The sequence below is a fragment of the Pedobacter superstes genome (assembly GCF_037622515.1).
GTDB classification, from domain to species: domain Bacteria; phylum Bacteroidota; class Bacteroidia; order Sphingobacteriales; family Sphingobacteriaceae; genus Paradesertivirga; species Paradesertivirga superstes.
Genome location: NZ_JBBJCN010000005.1, coordinates 1 through 16,825, shown reverse-complemented (window position 1 = coordinate 16,825; position 16,825 = coordinate 1). Strand labels below are relative to the sequence as shown.

At 40.3% G+C, this 16,825-nt stretch carries 17 protein-coding genes; 5 read left to right on the top strand and 12 right to left on the bottom strand.

Going from position 1 to position 16,825, the window contains the following annotated elements; genetic code table 11:
• Positions 1–512: 512 nt before the first annotated feature.
• Positions 513–755: a GIY-YIG nuclease family protein gene (locus tag WG906_RS14130; RefSeq protein ID WP_339993823.1), complete on the top strand. Its 243-nt coding sequence runs from the start codon at positions 513–515 to the stop codon at positions 753–755.
• 378 nt (positions 756–1,133) lie between these two features.
• Here the strand turns inward: WG906_RS14130 and WG906_RS14125 are convergent, their stop codons facing one another.
• The 12 genes from WG906_RS14125 to upp all read right to left on the bottom strand — a co-directional run bounded on the left by WG906_RS14125 (position 1,134) and on the right by upp (position 13,037).
• A complete protein-coding gene (locus tag WG906_RS14125) occupies positions 1,134–1,712 on the bottom strand; it encodes a DUF3109 family protein (protein WP_339993385.1) in 579 nt (192 codons plus the stop codon).
• Positions 1,712–2,494 (bottom strand): DUF3108 domain-containing protein, encoded by a 783-nt coding sequence (locus WG906_RS14120; RefSeq protein ID WP_339993384.1) that lies wholly within the window; start codon positions 2,492–2,494, stop codon positions 1,712–1,714. The genes WG906_RS14125 and WG906_RS14120 overlap by 1 nt, the downstream gene beginning before the upstream one ends.
• Positions 2,495–2,611: 117 nt before the next feature.
• Positions 2,612–3,127 carry a DUF2480 family protein gene (locus WG906_RS14115; RefSeq protein WP_339993382.1) on the bottom strand — a complete coding sequence of 172 codons (516 nt, stop codon included), beginning with the start codon at positions 3,125–3,127 and terminating at the stop codon, positions 2,612–2,614.
• A gap of 120 nt (positions 3,128–3,247) precedes the next feature.
• The gene (locus WG906_RS14110; RefSeq protein ID WP_339993381.1) at positions 3,248–5,347 is read right to left on the bottom strand and encodes a SurA N-terminal domain-containing protein; all 2,100 of its coding nucleotides are present in this window, start codon (positions 5,345–5,347) and stop codon (positions 3,248–3,250) included.
• Between the two features lie 101 nt (positions 5,348–5,448).
• Positions 5,449–6,012, bottom strand: a complete 564-nt coding sequence (lptC, locus tag WG906_RS14105; RefSeq protein WP_339993380.1) for an LPS export ABC transporter periplasmic protein LptC — start codon at positions 6,010–6,012, stop codon at positions 5,449–5,451.
• A gap of 2 nt (positions 6,013–6,014) precedes the next feature.
• Positions 6,015–7,304 (bottom strand): BamG family beta-barrel-assembly machinery protein, encoded by a 1,290-nt coding sequence (bamG, locus tag WG906_RS14100; RefSeq protein WP_339993379.1) that lies wholly within the window; start codon positions 7,302–7,304, stop codon positions 6,015–6,017.
• On the bottom strand, positions 7,297–8,040 hold the full coding sequence (locus WG906_RS14095) for a type III pantothenate kinase (RefSeq protein WP_339993378.1): 744 nt from the start codon (positions 8,038–8,040) through the stop codon (positions 7,297–7,299). Before WG906_RS14095 ends, bamG begins: the two co-directional genes overlap by 8 nt.
• Complete coding sequence (gene purQ / locus WG906_RS14090; protein ID WP_339993377.1) at positions 8,040–8,732, bottom strand: phosphoribosylformylglycinamidine synthase subunit PurQ; 693 nt, start codon at positions 8,730–8,732, stop codon at positions 8,040–8,042. Before purQ ends, WG906_RS14095 begins: the two co-directional genes overlap by 1 nt.
• A 321-nt stretch (positions 8,733–9,053) precedes the next feature.
• A complete protein-coding gene (locus WG906_RS14085) occupies positions 9,054–10,031 on the bottom strand; it encodes a DUF6427 family protein (RefSeq protein WP_339993376.1) in 978 nt (325 codons plus the stop codon).
• 75 nt (positions 10,032–10,106) lie between these two features.
• The gene (locus tag WG906_RS14080; RefSeq protein WP_339993375.1) at positions 10,107–11,096 is read right to left on the bottom strand and encodes a glycosyltransferase family protein; all 990 of its coding nucleotides are present in this window, start codon (positions 11,094–11,096) and stop codon (positions 10,107–10,109) included.
• Between the two features lie 503 nt (positions 11,097–11,599).
• The gene (locus tag WG906_RS14075; protein WP_339993374.1) at positions 11,600–12,289 is read right to left on the bottom strand and encodes a YjjG family noncanonical pyrimidine nucleotidase; all 690 of its coding nucleotides are present in this window, start codon (positions 12,287–12,289) and stop codon (positions 11,600–11,602) included.
• Positions 12,290–12,395: 106 nt separating this feature from the next.
• Complete coding sequence (gene upp / locus WG906_RS14070) at positions 12,396–13,037, bottom strand: uracil phosphoribosyltransferase (RefSeq protein WP_339993373.1); 642 nt, start codon at positions 13,035–13,037, stop codon at positions 12,396–12,398.
• 320 nt (positions 13,038–13,357) lie between these two features.
• Between upp and uvrB the strand changes: the two genes are divergently transcribed.
• The 4 genes from uvrB to WG906_RS14050 all read left to right on the top strand — a co-directional run bounded on the left by uvrB (position 13,358) and on the right by WG906_RS14050 (position 16,525).
• Positions 13,358–15,394 (top strand): excinuclease ABC subunit UvrB, encoded by a 2,037-nt coding sequence (uvrB, locus tag WG906_RS14065; RefSeq protein WP_339993372.1) that lies wholly within the window; start codon positions 13,358–13,360, stop codon positions 15,392–15,394.
• Positions 15,395–15,490: 96 nt separating this feature from the next.
• Positions 15,491–15,688, top strand: a complete 198-nt coding sequence (locus WG906_RS14060) for a YwbE family protein (RefSeq protein ID WP_339993371.1) — start codon at positions 15,491–15,493, stop codon at positions 15,686–15,688.
• On the top strand, positions 15,685–16,185 hold the full coding sequence (locus WG906_RS14055; RefSeq protein WP_339993369.1) for a cupin domain-containing protein: 501 nt from the start codon (positions 15,685–15,687) through the stop codon (positions 16,183–16,185). The genes WG906_RS14060 and WG906_RS14055 overlap by 4 nt, the downstream gene beginning before the upstream one ends.
• A gap of 82 nt (positions 16,186–16,267) precedes the next feature.
• Positions 16,268–16,525, top strand: coding sequence for a DUF4834 family protein (locus tag WG906_RS14050; RefSeq protein WP_339993368.1), 258 nt, complete (start codon positions 16,268–16,270; stop codon positions 16,523–16,525).
• The last annotated feature ends 300 nt before the right edge of the window (positions 16,526–16,825 follow it).

The following is a 16,825-nucleotide window of genomic DNA, read 5'->3' as shown; positions in this document are numbered from 1 at the left end:
TAAACGAAACCAACACCCATCCGTCACCTCGAACGGCCTAAGCTGGGGATAGAGCAGGCCTCCTACCGATGGAAGTAACAGCCCTTTAGCCGGGGATAGAGCAGAGGTCTCCTACCAATGGAAGTAAAGCCCTTGTCCGCGGAGTTATCTCTCTTCCGTACAATGCAATAGCACAGGCCATTCGTTCGATATGACGGGAAATTATGGTATGGGCGTTTGAATAGGATGCTGTCAGTTTGAAAACGAAACCAAACACTCATCCGTCACCTCGAACGGCCTATAGCCGGGGTTAGAGCAGAGAGAGAGGTCTCTTACCGATGGAAGCAGCTACCTCCTGTCCGCGGATATCTCTATTCCGCACAATGCAATAGCACAGGGCATTCGTTCGACATGACGGGAATTATATTATGGGAAATTTATTACAAAGCTTTTTATAAGATTTTTTACTTTTAAAAATGGAATATGGAGGATGCATCTACATCATGACCAATTAACATCGAACTACTTTATATATTGGGGTAACTTCTCATTTACTTAACAGGATACTGGAGCATAAAGAACACAAATATCCCTCAAGTTTTTCTGCAAAGTACAATCTTGAATACTGTATATATTACGAGTTCTTTTCCAGAATTGAAGAAGCAATTGGAAGGGAGAAAGAAATAAAGAAATGGCGCAGAGAAAAGAAGGTGGTTTTAATAAATACCTTGAATCCAGAATGGATAGATTTGTGGGAGCAATTGGCAATTAACTAAATTTCCGAATACTACCCCAATGAAAGTATCTACCCTTTTTCTGCGGAGATATCTCTCTTCCGCACAATGCAGTAGCACAGGGCCATTCGCTCGATATGGCGGAAATTATGTTATGGGCGTTTGCATAGGATGCTGTCAGTTCAAACACGAAAACCAATACCTCGGCCGTCACCTCGAACGGTCTATAGCTGGGGATAGAGCAGAGAGAGGTCTCCTACCGATGGAAGTGAAGCCCCTTGTCCGCGGAGATATCTCTCTTCCGCACAATGCAATACCACAGGGCCATTCGTTCGGAATTATGTTAAGAACGTTTGCATAGGATGCTTTGAGTTTGAAACGAAACCCGACCACGTGCGCGCCTCACCAACAGCGCTTTGCTTATCCCTTCAGCTCCTTATATGCAGTATTCGCTTCTTCCAGTTCATTATACCAGTTCTCTCCATATTTCCGGATAAGAGGATCTTTTAAAAATCTGAACACCGGAACTTTCAATTCCTTTCCAAAACTGCATGCAGAGCTACAGATATGCCAGCGATCGTAATGAAGGACATCAAACTCAGGATACTCGGTAATCCGGATTGGGTATAAATGACAGGAAACGGGTTTTTTCCAGCCGGTTTTACCATCGAGGTATGCCCGCTCTATGGCGCATTTGCTAATTCCGTCTTCCCACATTACATACGCGCATTCTTTATGACCGTCCACACACGGAGTGGTATAATCGCCTTCGCCATCTTTAACCCAGGTTCCGGCTTCCTCTACAGCCTGTATGCCCTTTTCGGTCATGTAAGGCTTCACAAGCGGATAGATTTCTTCCAGCACAGCCAGCTCACTTCTTTCGAGGGGTGCACCGGCATCTCCTTCAACACAGCATGCACCTTTGCATTTATCAAGGTGGCACACAAAACTTTCTGTCAGCAGATCTTCATCTACCAGGGTATTCAGTACTTCAATCATTATTTAATCTTTGTTACATCTAAAGGATATTTTAAACCTTTAGCAGAAGTGAGTTCCATCGTTACGGTGCCCACCAAAATTTCGACCTGAGCCTTCACAGGGATACGGTTCCCATCGTCAGTAATCCACAGATATAGCTTACTATCTTCGCGAAAAACCCGGCCAGCCTGAATCGAGGGATTAAATTTCAGGCAATTAAAATAGCCCATAGAGGTTTTTACCCTCTCTTTACCAATATAAATTATTTCAAGATCGGCCAAACCGTCATTGAGAAAATAAGTCATCTTAAATTTTTCATTCTGCTTTACTTCGCTCAGATCCAGACTTCTCGCAAAATAATAAGCCGATACTATATCAAACAGCTGACTGCGTTTACCAAAGAACGTGCCCTTGTTTGAAACAACTTTCTTTTCCTCCTGATGATAACGGGCCTTGTCATTACGCCTGTAATTCCCTTCTCTTATCGTTTCAGTATATAAAAACGGGAGTAATTGGGTCGGATGAATGTATGAGTTATAGCGGTTTCGTACTTTATGAAAAACATCAAAGGTCCCTGAGGTTCTGCCTTCTGCCAATAAATGATAAACAGACTGATTATTAAATTTAAGATCACTGTTTCTGACAGATAATGTAGCTTCAGCGGCAGTTACAAAACCGTATCGCAATTTATATTTGAGCTCTTCGCCAACTTTAAAAACTGGTTCTTTTCTGTTCTCTAGATATTGTGAATACACAACATTTGAAGATAAAAATAACAGAACCAAAAGATGGAGTTTTCTCATAAAGCTGCGTAATGTATTATAGGCTGTGGCAATATTTCCGGAGTTGTTTTACTTTTCAAATGAACTGCCTTTTTATTTCTAACTTTTTAATTTTTACTTTTTAATTTTTAATTCCACTTAATCCTTCCTCTTGTAAATAGGCACAGTAGAACAGGGTTCGCCATACATAATGCTTTTTGCTACACCGCTAAGCTTTGCTGTTAAGTCGACATATGCTGAAACAGGGACAGAAATATCGCCACATCCCTTGATAACTACCCGTTCATCGCGATACTTTTCAATATCGAGCATGTTTACAGCACGGTCGAACAATACGGTTTCGAGCAGTTCAAGGTTACCAAAAACAATGGTGCGCGCAAAAGGCGCCATCTTATTTCCTAATAACATATAGGCCCAGGTGGGAACAATCGCATCCGATGAGCAGGTAATCGCCACATGCTTATCCTGGTACTGCGACCAGTCGTGTTGTTTGATAAATTCCCTGAAATCTTTCTCCCGAAGCATTAAGCCGTGAAACAGGTTATCTTTGATATCATAGACAATTCTATCGCCGGCCGGATATAGTTCTGCCGGATCAAGACTTATTAAACCACTTTGGGCAACGCGATTGACAATATTTTCCTGTATATCCATTTTACGATAAAAGCTTGAATGTGAAGTTATAAAGCTTAGGGTAAAGCTTAATCATCCTATTGTTATATAACAAAAAAACCGGAAGAATATTTCTTCCGGCTGATATTTAGCTTAAACTCCTTAAAAGAAACGAAGTCGGTTATCTTTGATTTCCGCTTTTTCTTTAAGAACTTCAAAGAATTGACTTTGAGCCCTTTGAGCTACTGATTGCATTATCTGCTCTTTCTGTTTAAACGTATTTGTTAAAGGCGCCGGATTTGTAAAGCCATTTACCTGCACTACAAAAACACCCGCCTCACCCTGTATAGGTTTAGAAAGTTTATTTGGCTGTAAGCCGAATACAGTACCAATAACTTTATTTTCCTGTCCGCCTCCTGGGATAACGGGGTTAGCGAAAACTATATTCTGAACCGGCTGAGCCTGTCTGCCAACTTTTTGGGCCACCTGGCTGATAGACGACACACCTTTAAGCGCCTCTTCAAAACGCTCGGTGAGCATGCGGGCCTTAACACGGTTGCGTACCATAGGCTCTATATCTTTTTTAACTTTTTCTAAAGGTAGAAGGCCTTTTTCACGGATGCTTGTAAGTTTAGCAACTACATACTGGTTACCTACTTCATAAACTTTATCGGTTACATCACCTTCTTCAGCATCAAATGCCCAGCGAACAAGTTCACGTGGATTTTCAAGTCCGGGAACATTAGACTGAGAAGCCGCAACATTATCTGCAACTAATTTCTGAAGTTTCGCTGATTTAACCCTATTGTCAAATTCTTTGTCGTCATCTGCGGCACCCAAAAATTCAGAAGCTTTCTGATATACCTTTTGCTGAGTTTGGCTGCTGCTGGCAACTACCTTATCCACAAGCGCAACCTTTGCCACTCTTGAGGAACCGATTTGTTTATCGATACGTACAATATGTACACCAAACTGGCTTGTAACAACTTTAGTATCGCCCGTTGCTCCGTTAAACACCGCATCTTCAAATGCTGGAACCATGGCTCCGCGTCCGAAAGTACCTAAACTCCCCCCTTGACTTTTAGAAGGATCGACGCTAAACTTGATCGCCATTTCTTCAAAACTTGTTCCTTTGCGAATAAGCGCCAGAATAGAATCAGCCTTGGCTTTAGCCTTATCCATTCCTCCTTCGGCAGCCGGATTTAATAAAATATGGCTTGCCTTTACTGAATCGGGGCTCATTTTCACATCAAGGACCTTGGCAACCTTGAATGCTCCGTTTGAAAACAAGGGACCAATGATTGCACCTGGTGCCGATGAAAATGCCACAGAATCTATCGCCGGTTCTAAAGAACCTTTTTTTACATAAGCAAGAGGAGCTTTTGTGTCAGAATTTATAGCAACAAATAATGAATCGTTCTTTGTGTTACGAAAATCTGCCGCAATTTTATTGATAGCAGAACGGGCAGCTAATGAATCCTCTTTTGAAGGGTTCGCATCAAATATTACGTATTCAAAAGATCGTGTTTCTTCCCGGTTTTTGAAACGGGTTTTATTTTCTTCGTAGTAATCGCTGTAATCGTCATCGCTTAGGCTGACCTTATTATCAGGAATTGAAGCATAATCTAAGTTAACATAATTGAAGTTCGCAAGCTTATTGCGCTGGGCATAATCTTCTCTTGCTTCTAATGAAGTAACATAAATGCTGTTTTTAACAAGATTATTATATTTCTGAAATAACCTGTCGCGTTTGATAGAAAGCAGGAAGTCGCCCCATTGTTTACCCATCGGGCTGTTAGCTCCCTGAAGTTTCACATTGTCGATAATTCCAGCGATCTGAGATTTATTAAACTGTCCGGTTTGAGGATCTGTAAAGGTTTGAACTACCTGTGGATGCGGATTTTTACCTGTAAGCATATCATTTAGCTCGGCTTTACCAACCTGTAATCCTAAACGCTCTACTTCTTTATCGATTAAAACTTCTGAAATGACCTGGTTCCAGGTATTTTCTACAACATAAGCACTCATCTGAGGGTTTAAGTTTCCACCCATTTGCTGCTTGAAGTTAGCTTCGTTCTGATCGACCTTAGCTTTAAACTCATCATATGAAATGCTTTTACCGGCAACTTCAGCAACTTCGTTACGATCGCCACCCATAAAAGAGCCGCCCATTTGAACAGCATCGCCCAGTAAAAACGCAAATAAAGCAAAACCGATTGCCCCTATAAGGATAGCACCCGCACGGTTCCGCAAAAAACTCATTATTCCCATATATTCTATTCTTCTTTCGTTTTAAAAGAGGGCGCAAGATACAATTTTTAAAAAAAAATTATAGCAAAAAAACAAGCCTCAAAAATTCATTATTAATAGGTTAGCTTATTGCCTGTGGCAAGGCTTCCGGTAGCATTATTGATAACCGGATTATCAAAATTCTGGTCGCTTCTAAATTGTGTACCATTTATAGAAGTGCCGTCAGGTTTCGTAATATTTACCAGCTGATTAGAATAAAACACCTTATTTGTTTCATCCCAAAAAAGCTCCTCCGATTTAAAGGTATCTCCCTTTTGTGTAGTTACCACCACATTCTTCCTTAATTCTACCAAATGCTCATTTTCACGGCGAATACCATGGTCGGCAGTTATCCTGCTGCTTTCCTTTTGAAATTCATCATAAAAAATAACAGTAAGGCCCTCAGGCATTTCATTGTAAGGGTTTGAGGTATTATAATATAAGAGCAAAGGCGCCGAAAGCTTGCCTTTAACCACAGCAGAATCACTGAGAATAATTTCTACCCCTCTTGATGTATCTGCAGAAACTTTGGTTTTAGCTGATATTTTCTCGATTTCCTTCAGATCATTTTCGCAGGAGATGAATAGTAAACATCCCAAAGCAAAAAAATATGCGATGTTAAATCTGAAGGAGAGCATTATTAATCAAATTTATATTTCTGGAACCACTGATCGTTCATGGTAAAGCTTAGGAATACATTTACATAACGCTCACGTACCAGATTATTGCTTAATGTACCCCGCTGACCAATTTCTGTTCCCAGATTTATTTTATAGAATGTTGAACGGTTCGCAGGAAGAGGTAATCCCAATCCGAATGTTATTGCTGCCTGATTTATATTCTGATCGTTAAGATTAAGATACGTCTTATCATACTTAAATCCGAATCGGTAATCCACGAGTTTAAAATAGCTTCCAACGGAGGTAAAATCAGGAATAATCTGGCCGCCAACTGCAATCCCCATAGAGTTTTGCAGGCCGGGATTGCTATTCCCTTCGCGGTAGTTTTTCCATTGGCCAAGTGACAGGTCCGCGCCTACCATCCATTTGTTAGGGCGTTGAATAGCAAAACCCACAGTATGCATCAATGGAAGCTGAATATTGCTCTTTTCATTTTCGATAAACTCAGTGGTATCAAGTGCTACACTATTCAGGCCGGTTTCAGCATTTTTAAAATACCTGGTTGTCAACAAATCATTTCTGGACTTTATTTTAGAAGCTGAGCTACCGCTATATCCCAGTATCAAATTAACATTTTTACTTACAGGTGTCTCGTACTGAACTCCGTAATCGAAATTAAGGCCCGATATAGAATTATTTGACTGAGTGCTGGAATTAAGAAATGTAAGGTCGTCATATTCAACCGCTTTACTTTCTGTAAGCTTACCAAACAGGTACGAAGCGTTTGCGCCGACACTAAAGCGGCTGCCTATTTTAAACCCATAACCAAGATATGCTTTTGATGTACCTCCCTTACCGCTATACACATAATTCACAGGCGCAGATCCATCCGAATCTGAAATCGTCTGGCTATATCCTTTGCTGCTGAATGGAACCAGTCCGAAGCTTAATGCCGAAGTTTTGGTTACCGGCATAGCAAAAACCAGGTGATTAAGAGCTGCATCAAAAGTATTCTCTGAAGCTTGGCCCCTGCTCAGGTTTGTATTACCACCATAAACCCCGATATCGAAAGTTGTAATGCGTATTGCCGAATATGATGCCGGATTAGCTAGATTGACGTTACTGTAGGGCGAAGGTTTTCTCAAACCAGCCGCTAAACCTCCCATAGATCTGCTTTCGGGTAATTGTGAACCGTTGATCATCCCTATTCCATATTGCGAGTATGGAGAACTGGTGGTACTCTGCGAAAAACTGTTAAAGCTGCATATTACACAGCCAAGAATAAATATATTTCTTAAAGTCTTAGTCATTATTATAATAGATAACTTCATTTAAACCAATAAGTACCAAGTTCGGCTCGGTTTGTAAAGTGTGGGCAAAGATGCTATTTTTCAGTTCGGTATCAAAAAAATTAACATCGCCTCCGCACAGGATCACTTTTAAGTCGGGCCACTTCGAATAGAATGAGTTAATAAAGCCTATAGCCTCATAAACGATCCCTTTTTGAACACCGCTTAACATCGCAGAGCGGGTATCGTCACCATACTCTGAATTTCCCGACAAATCGGCTTCAATTAAGGGGAGCCTGCCGGTAAACTCATTCATCGCTTTAAAGCGCATGTTTATCCCCGGACTAATACTGCCACCCCAGTAATTCTTGTGAGCATCAACAAAGTCGTAGGTTATACAGGAGCCGGCATCGATCACCAAACAACTATGACCGGGAAAAAGAGCTTCTGCAGCGATTACGGCAGCATAGCGATCCAGGCCTAAAGTTTGAGGTGTTTTATAATGATTTACAATACCCGAAGAGCTGGATCCGCTGAAACGGAAGTAATTTGTTTTTGACTTGAGTAAATCCTCAAAAGCATCTATCTCAACATTAACGCTGGAAATCACTGCGTTATCTACGGCGTTTTCTTCGAGAAAATTGCGCAGGTAATGGATAGTTAAATTTTTAACCTGAATCAGGCTTGTGATCACCCTGTTATTGAATACTGCAAGTTTTGAAAAAGTATTACCAATATCAATAACGAGGTTAGTCATTAAGCAAGAACCGTTTTAAGGATCGATTCAAATATTCCCAGTCCGTCCTGATTTCCTAAAACAGAGTCAGCGGCACGCTCAGGGTGAGGCATTAAGCCAAACACATTACGCCCTTCATTACATACACCGGCAATGTTCTGAACAGATCCGTTTGGATTTGATTCAGGAGTGATCTGCCCGTTTTCATCGCAATAGCGGAAAAGAACCTGATCATTGTCGTTAAGTCTTTTAAGGTTATCTTCTGTAGCGAAATAGTTTCCTTCGCCATGAGCGATGGGAATTTTCAGAGCCTGAGCTGTATTTAAACCTGAGGTGATTAATGAATTGTTGGTTTCTGCTTTGATATGAACATTGCGGCAAATAAATTTCCTGTTGCTGTTGTGAAGCAATGCTCCGGGAACAAGACCAGCTTCAGTCAGAATTTGAAAGCCGTTGCAGATGCCCATTACATACCCACCTTTATTCGCAAATTGGATAACTTCCTGCATAATAGGCGAAAAGCGGGCTATAGCGCCTGATCTTAAATAATCGCCATAAGAAAAACCTCCTGGCAGGATAATAAAATCTGTTCCCTGAAGATCGTGATCTTTGTGCCAAAGCTTTACAACCTCTTGCTCTAAAATATTCTCTAATACGTAAATGCTGTCCTGATCGCAATTGGATCCGGGGAAAACTACTACTCCGAATTTCATAATACAAAACTATTTAAATTTTAAGTTTTTACGGGTTTTTATTTTGTTAAAAAAGGTTAAGAAGGTTTGGAAGGTTTTGTATCACTGGATATAGCCAACTGATTTTTAAGAAAAACGATTTTTATAATGATAATCGTATTTCAGTTTATCATATTCATCTCCTGTTTTCAAAAGGAGGAAATAGTGGTTCCGTGCCTCCACAGACCAACCATAAGTAAAATCTGCTAGGGTTGCGCACTGGATATAAGTAAAGGGATCTTCCGAAGGGGAAAACTCATGAATTGTGGTCTGTGAGACACAAACCACGGAGTGGAGTATCTCTTAAAAAAACTGAAAATAAATAATGAAGCCCACCAGAACCAGATAAAGACTTTCGTAAAACCATGCTTTTGTAGCAGAAATAAAGTAAAAAGCCATAAAAGCTGCCGCTGCCGGAACAGCAAGCAGAAAGTGAAATAAATGATGCTGGGAGGTAATAAAGAAAGATAAGATAGAAAATAAAAGAATAAAGAAAAATAGCAGGTAAGATTTCCTGATATGAATATTACTCCGGTAAAGCTTTTGTTGTAAAGAAAGCCCAGACAAAAACAGGATAATAAGTAAAGGAACCAGGACCAGGTAATCATATATATTGATCTGACCTAGCTTAAATTCAATGGCGAGAGGCACCTTAAAATTCTTGAGAGTTTCGTATGAATCGGTCAGGTAATAAGCTACCGCGATAAAGAAATAAACTGTGATAAATCCTATTATTCCGGCCACCCACTCCCGCCAGTTAAAAGCTCTGAAAATTATCAGTGAAATCCATAACAAAAGCATCATGGCTACAAATGGCAAATATATCAGGGTACCCGCACCAATTATCATTCCCAGATCAAACATGGTAGATTGAGCGGATTCCTTCCTATGAATACTCAGAAACTTTGACAACATCCATATCGTCAGGAAATTACATAGTAATACGGGAGTTAATACCAGGAAATTGACCAGCACACTTGAACCGGTAATAAACATGAGGGCGGGTATAAAGGAAGGTTTGCCAAGCAAATTATACTCGTTCACTATCCTGTTAAACAGAAGGGCCTGTACCAGCGTAAGCAAAAGCGCAAAAAAAAGGTTTGACTCTACACTGAACAGGTTATTGCTCTGGATATTAAATAAAACAGAGGCGTAGGACTCGAATATTTTAAAGTCAAGACTTTCAGGCTGATTGGAAAAGATCCCCAATCTGAGAATTACGGCGATTATAACAAGCAGTAATATATTAACGGGATTTAATCTTCTAAAAAGACTTATCATGCACTGCGTATTGCTTTCTTAAAAGACAATAATAAAACAAAATTGCGGGGATGGAAACAAATCGTGTTCAGAAACTTATGCGGAATAGGTTTTTATCATATTCTCAACTATTGCGGAAGTACAATCAGGGAAATTTACTGCAACAGTAATTTCGGTGCCGAGCCAATGTTTTACTTTTGAAATAAACTCATTATCCATCTGATATAGAACCGGTATGCCCATTTTTTTTAAAGCTTCGGCATTACATAATTGTTCGTATTGATACTTCATAGGCATAACCAAAACCTTTTTTCCTAAAAACAAAGCTTCAGCCGGACCTTCGAAGCCCCCACCGGTAAGTAGTCCGGCGGAATTGGCCAGGCTATGGTTAAACTTATCGTTATTTATAGGCTGAACTAAAACATTGTTTTCGGTATACGTTCTGGCTGAATGTTTGGAAAACACTTCCCAGCGAACCTCGGGAATTTTTTTTAAATAACTCACCAGTAAATGATCATGGTAGGCCGGCAAATACACGGAGATATGACCGAAATTATTTGTTTCCAGGTTTCGGATTTCGCTGCGAATAACAGGGGTATTGATAAATTTATCGTAACTCTGAAAATGAAAGCCTATTTGATGAGTAGTAGGCGCATAAAATTTGAAAACCCATTCATGCCAGTGAAATCTATCTTTCGGGCGGGGAGTGTTTTTAGAGAGAAAGGAAGCCTGGTGACTTAACGCCACGCTCGGCCTTCCCTGCAGTTTGCAGGCCCAGGCGGTTACAGGCTCAAAATCATTGATGATCAGATCATACTCTTTTAGAGGAAGTGAGCGGATATCCCTCATCAGGCGGGGAAGATTCATTTTTTTGTAAGTACTCCAGTGGTCTACACTGCCCTTCTTACCGAAAATATAACTAAAACCATGGAATCGATAGCTAAGGGGGCAATTAAGCTGCACATCAGCCTGTGTTCCGCTGATCAGCACGTCAAGCTCTCCATATTGTTGTAATAATGGCACAATTTCGCGAGCCCTGCTTATATGGCCATTACCTGTTCCCTGTATTGCAAATAAAATGCGCATGATTAATTGTAATACTAAGCAGATTCTTTGAAAAAATGAGCAAATAAATATTTCATATGATTTTCCTTGCCAAATATACTCAGACACCTTTAACAAAGCTATTCAATAGTATTAAGCTATTATAAGCGATAGCTCACAATTTCTCAAACCATTAAAAAATGCAGTATTTTACATCATCATCACTTTTTGTCTGTCAATTCTAATTTAACAATCATCTTCTTCATCGAATTGCATCTCATAAGGAGAAAAAAAGAGCAGGATAATTATCCCTGAAAGGATGACCAGAAAGATTATTGATAGAATTTCAGATGTCATTTTATTTTCCTAAAATGAGGAAGGGATATTAGCTTAAGATTAAGGAGGGATTAAGAATCTCCATTCATCCCGATTATATGGGAAACAGTCAAATTAAAACCTTGAATCCAGATTATCTTTGCCCAGCATTAGTATTCCTGCCTGCGCAGGAATGACGGGGCTGATACAAGAAGGATACTTAGACAAGCCTACAACATCACCATCAATTCATCCAGGCAGAGAATTTGTGTCTTCACGTCCTCCGGTTTTTCTTTATTACAAGGATTAAAATAAATAGCATCCATTCCAAAATTCATCGCTCCGCGAATATCTGCTTCGAGGCTATCTCCTATCATAATACTTTCTTCTTTCTTTGCCTGGGCAGCATTTAAAGCAAACTCGAAAATGGCTCGGTCTGGTTTATTTATCCCGATAATTTCGGATATCACAATATTCTCAAAATACTGTGCCAGGCCGTTAACCTGTATTTTTAACTCGGTAGATTCTTTAAATCCATTTGAAATAAGGTGAAGCTTATACTTTTTCCGAAGATAGCTTAAGGTTTCATGAGCTTGCGGGAACAGATTTGTTTTGGTTGGACAAATGCGAACATAATCCTCTTCAAAGGCGGGTGGAATGCATTCGGCAGGCAAGCCCAATTCTAAAAAGGTGGTACTGAAACGGGTAGTACGGAGGTGTTCTTTCGTGATTTTTCCTAAATGGTAATCTGCCCAGAGCAGGTGATTATTACGGGTATAGGTTTCAATGAACGTAAATGGGCAGGAAACGCCCAGGCTGGCCAAAGAATAGGTATGATACAGTTCATGAAGTGTTTCTTCAGCATTTTTATCAAAATCCCAGATGGTATGATCGAGATCGAAAAATATATGGCGGAGCATGATTCTGCAAATGAATTAATTATGCAAAGGTGCGAATAAAAGTGCAGACCTTTTAAATGTGCGAATTAATTGATATACAGATGAAGTTTTAAGGGTATTTGCTTTTTTACTCCCGTGTCCCGAAGGCCAGATCGCCTGCGTCTCCCAGTCCGGGTACAATATATGCCTTGGTGGTCATTTCATCATCAATTGCTCCGAACCAAAGCTTAGCTTTTGGCAGATTAGCTCTTACATGTGCAATGCCTTCGACGCTGGCTATTACCGAAACGATGTGTAATTGTTTAATTTTATATTGGTTGAGGAGCTCTTTGCAGCAGGCGGTCATGCTTAACCCGGTGGCAAGCATAGGATCGGAAAGGATGACGATTCTTCCGTTCAGGTCCGGAGAAGCGACATATTCCTGCTGAATGATAAAATCCCCATTTTTAGTAGGTTTCCGATACGCAGCCAGAAAAGCGGAATCTGCTCTGTCAAAAATATTTAATAAACCCTGGTGAAGAGGTAAGCCCGCACGTAAAATGGTGGCTAAAACAGGCTGTTCGTTAAGTATAGGTACGGTCGCAGTTCCCAAAGGTGTTTCAAACTCCGTATCCACATATTCCATCCCTTTACTGATTTCATAAGCGAAGAGCTCACCCAAACGTTCAAGATTTTTACGAAAACGCATACTGTCCTGCTGAATTTGAGAATCACGTAGTTCGGCAATAAAATTATTACCAATGGAAGGTATTGTGCTTAGTACAAACATCAAAAATAAAATTAGACATTTTATATTGAACGGGATACAAACAATTCTGTTAATCTCCTTATTAAAAACCTAAACCTGCTTAAGAAGTTTGCATTCGGAAAGCATTTATTATTTCGGCAAGCGCTTGTCTTCAAGGGCTTGTCATCCTGAAGATTGAAAAGATAATTTGAGTAAAGTTTATTCAAGATTATTGCATTATGGTATTCATCTTGCTGCTCAGGTATCGATGTACGAGTAATGACATAGGGCCTTTAATGCATCAAGCTTCCTATTCGTTTTAAGCATATACTAAAATACCTTTTTGTACTTTTGATATTCGCATGGATTTTAAAATAACTTCAGAGTATCAGCCTGCCGGCGATCAGCCGGAAGCCATCAGACAATTAGTGGAAGGAGTGAGAGGGGGTGAAAACTACCAGACTTTACTTGGGGTCACAGGATCGGGTAAAACTTATTCTATTGCTAATGTCATTGAACAAACTCAAAAGCCGACATTAATATTAAGTCATAATAAAACACTGGCAGCGCAGCTCTACGGTGAATTCAAGCAGTTCTTTCCGGAAAACTCCGTAAATTACTTCGTATCCTATTATGATTACTATCAGCCTGAAGCTTATATAGCCAGTTCAAATACCTATATAGAAAAAGATCTGCAGATAAACGAAGAGATAGAAAAACTTCGCCTTCGTACCACTTCTTCCTTAATGTCGGGAAGACGCGATATTATAGTTGTTTCATCTATCTCCTGTATATACGGTATGGGAAACCCGGAAGACTTTAGCAATTCCGTTTTTAAATTTGCTGTGGGAACCCGCGTCAGCCGCAATGCCTTCCTTCACAGGCTGGTAGAAATTCTGTATTCAAGAACGACAGCCGATTTCAGAAGGGGAACCTTTCGGGTCAAGGGTGATACTGTGGACATCTATCCGGCTTATATGGACCATGCCTACCGTGTGTCTTTTTTTGGCGACGACATTGAAGAACTATCAGCCATAGATCCGGCAACGGGAAAAACCCTGGAGAAAATGACCCACATGGTGGTCTATCCGGCAAATCTTTTTGTAACACCCAAGGAGCGCTTTAACCAGTCGGTATGGGCAATACAGGAAGAACTGGAAACAAGGAAAAAGCAATTTGTCGGTGACCAGCGCTTCCTTGAGGCCAAGCGACTGGAAGAACGGGTGAATTATGATTTAGAGATGATCCGTGAACTGGGTTATTGCAGCGGGATTGAGAATTATTCACGTTTTTTTGATGGAAGGACTCCCGGAATGCGGCCCTTCTGCCTGTTGGACTATTTCCCTGAAGATTACCTGATGGTAATTGATGAAAGTCATGTTACTGTCCCTCAAGTGAGAGCCATGTACGGAGGTGACAGATCAAGGAAACTTGCTCTAGTGGATTATGGCTTTCGCTTACCGGCAGCCCTGGATAACCGCCCTTTAAACTTTGAAGAATTTGAGCGCTTAGCTCCGCAAACGATCTATGTAAGCGCCACACCGGGAGATTATGAACTGGAAAAATCCGGGGGAGTAGTTGTAGAGCAGGTTATACGTCCTACCGGCTTATTAGATCCTGTGATTGAAATCCGCCCGGTAATAAACCAGGTGGATGATTTGCTCGACGAAGTAGATAAAACCGTTAAACAGGGGGATCGAATTTTAGTGACCACGCTAACCAAACGCATGGCTGAAGAACTGTCGAAATATATGGACAGGCTGGGGATTAAGGTCCGTTACATCCATTCTGAAGTAAAAACACTTGAACGGGTTGAGATTCTAAGAGGATTGCGCCTGGGAGAGTTTGATGTGTTAATAGGGATTAACCTTTTACGTGAAGGGCTTGATCTGCCCGAAGTTTCTTTCGTAGCCATTTTAGATGCAGATAAGGAGGGCTTCCTTCGTTCCGAGCGCTCACTAATTCAAACCATCGGCCGAGCTGCCCGTAATGACCGCGGACGGGTAATTATGTATGCTGATAAGATTACAGAAAGCATGCGGGTCACTATTGAGGAAACGAATCGCCGTCGTGAGAAGCAAATGAAGTACAACGAGGAGCATGGCATAACGCCAACTACTATCGGCAAATCACGTGAGGAAATCCTTGAGCAAACTTCTGTAATGGATTTTAAAGGTGGTGTTCAAAAAGTTTATGTTGGTCACGAAGGCGCAGCTAATATTGCCGCCGATCCGATTGTAGTCTACATGACGAAGCCTGAACTTCAGAAAGCTATTGATAAAACCAAGAAAGAAATGCTGGCCGCAGCGAAAGGCATGGACTTTTTAGGCGCAGCCAAATTACGTGATGAAATGTATGCGCTTGAGAAGATGATGGATGAGAAGTTTGGAAAGAAGTAAAAATAGTCAAAAGTTAAAATTTGTAATCGATAATTTGGTATTTTTTATTCTTACTAATAACATATCTCATATCTAACATCTCAAATCTATTAAACAATGAACGGACAAAACAGAAACGACATATATCCCGGCTTAGAAGTTGATATTATTTTGAAGAAAGACCAACGCTCCGGGAAATTAACCAGGGGAATAGTGAAAGATTTATTAACCAGCTCCTCATTTCACAGCAGGGGAATTAAAGTACGGTTAGAAGACGGGCAGGTTGGGAGAGTTGCTCAAATTGTAGAGGAATGAAACAAAGTGTTTCCTATTATATTGACAAATTAAAGCTCCGGCCTCATCCGGAAGGAGGTTATTTTGCCGAAACTTATAGGTCTGATGAGTTAATTGATGCCAATGCTTTACCCGAAAAGTTTGGAGGTAACAGAAATTTTTCGACAGCTATTTACTTTCTTTTAGAGGGCCACCAGTTTTCTGCTTTTCATCGCATTCAATCGGATGAGTTATGGCATTTTTATGATGGCATTCCTCTTCTGGTTTACATTATCCATCCCAATGGGGAGCTGGAAACATTAAAGATTGGAAACGATTTAGAGGGAGGCTGTAAATTTCAGGGAATTGTAAAAGCAGGATGCTGGTTTGCTTCGTGTCCAATAAATAAGGAAGGTTTCTCGTTAGTAGGATGTACAGTTGCTCCGGGATTCGATTTTAATGATTTTGAATTAGCAAACGAAGCACTGATCAAACAGTTTCCTCAGCATGGTGAATTAATTAAAAAGCTTCTTCATTAATTATCATAAAAATGTAAGCTTGAAATGCTGACTGAAACAATTAATTTTTTTTATAGTCATATTTGTATTGATTTAAATTGAGATGGTATTAAAGTTTATTATTATAACGATTCTTGTGTTGTGGATAATCAAAATGATTGCCCGCGTATTATTACCTGTTTTATTTAAGAAGATGGTAAGTAAAGCACAGGAGCATGTAAATTCCCAGTATCGTCAACAAGAACAACCCCGCCGCCCGGTTGGAAAACTTCATGTTGATTATGTACCTCCAAAAGACAAAGAGGCCCGGGCTGCAGATAGAGCGGGAGACTTTATAGATTATGAAGAGATAAAGCTGTAAATTATTTCTCCATCATTCAAGGGGGAAATAATGAGTAGATGATCTTCACCACCCCCAACCCTCATTGAAAATAAGGAGGGGAGTATGAGGCAGGTAATTCAAAAATTATTATTTATAAAACTTGTTAATGCCTCCATTTACTGGCATTTTGCATAGGCGCCATACCTGCTCCCCTATTTTAGGGAGCTACCGAAGGGTGAGGGGTAATAACCATCCCCAACCCAATAAGGTGCTCAAGTTTTCCGGAATCATTATATTAGTTAAACTAATTTATAATGAAATCTCAGCCAATCCATAACA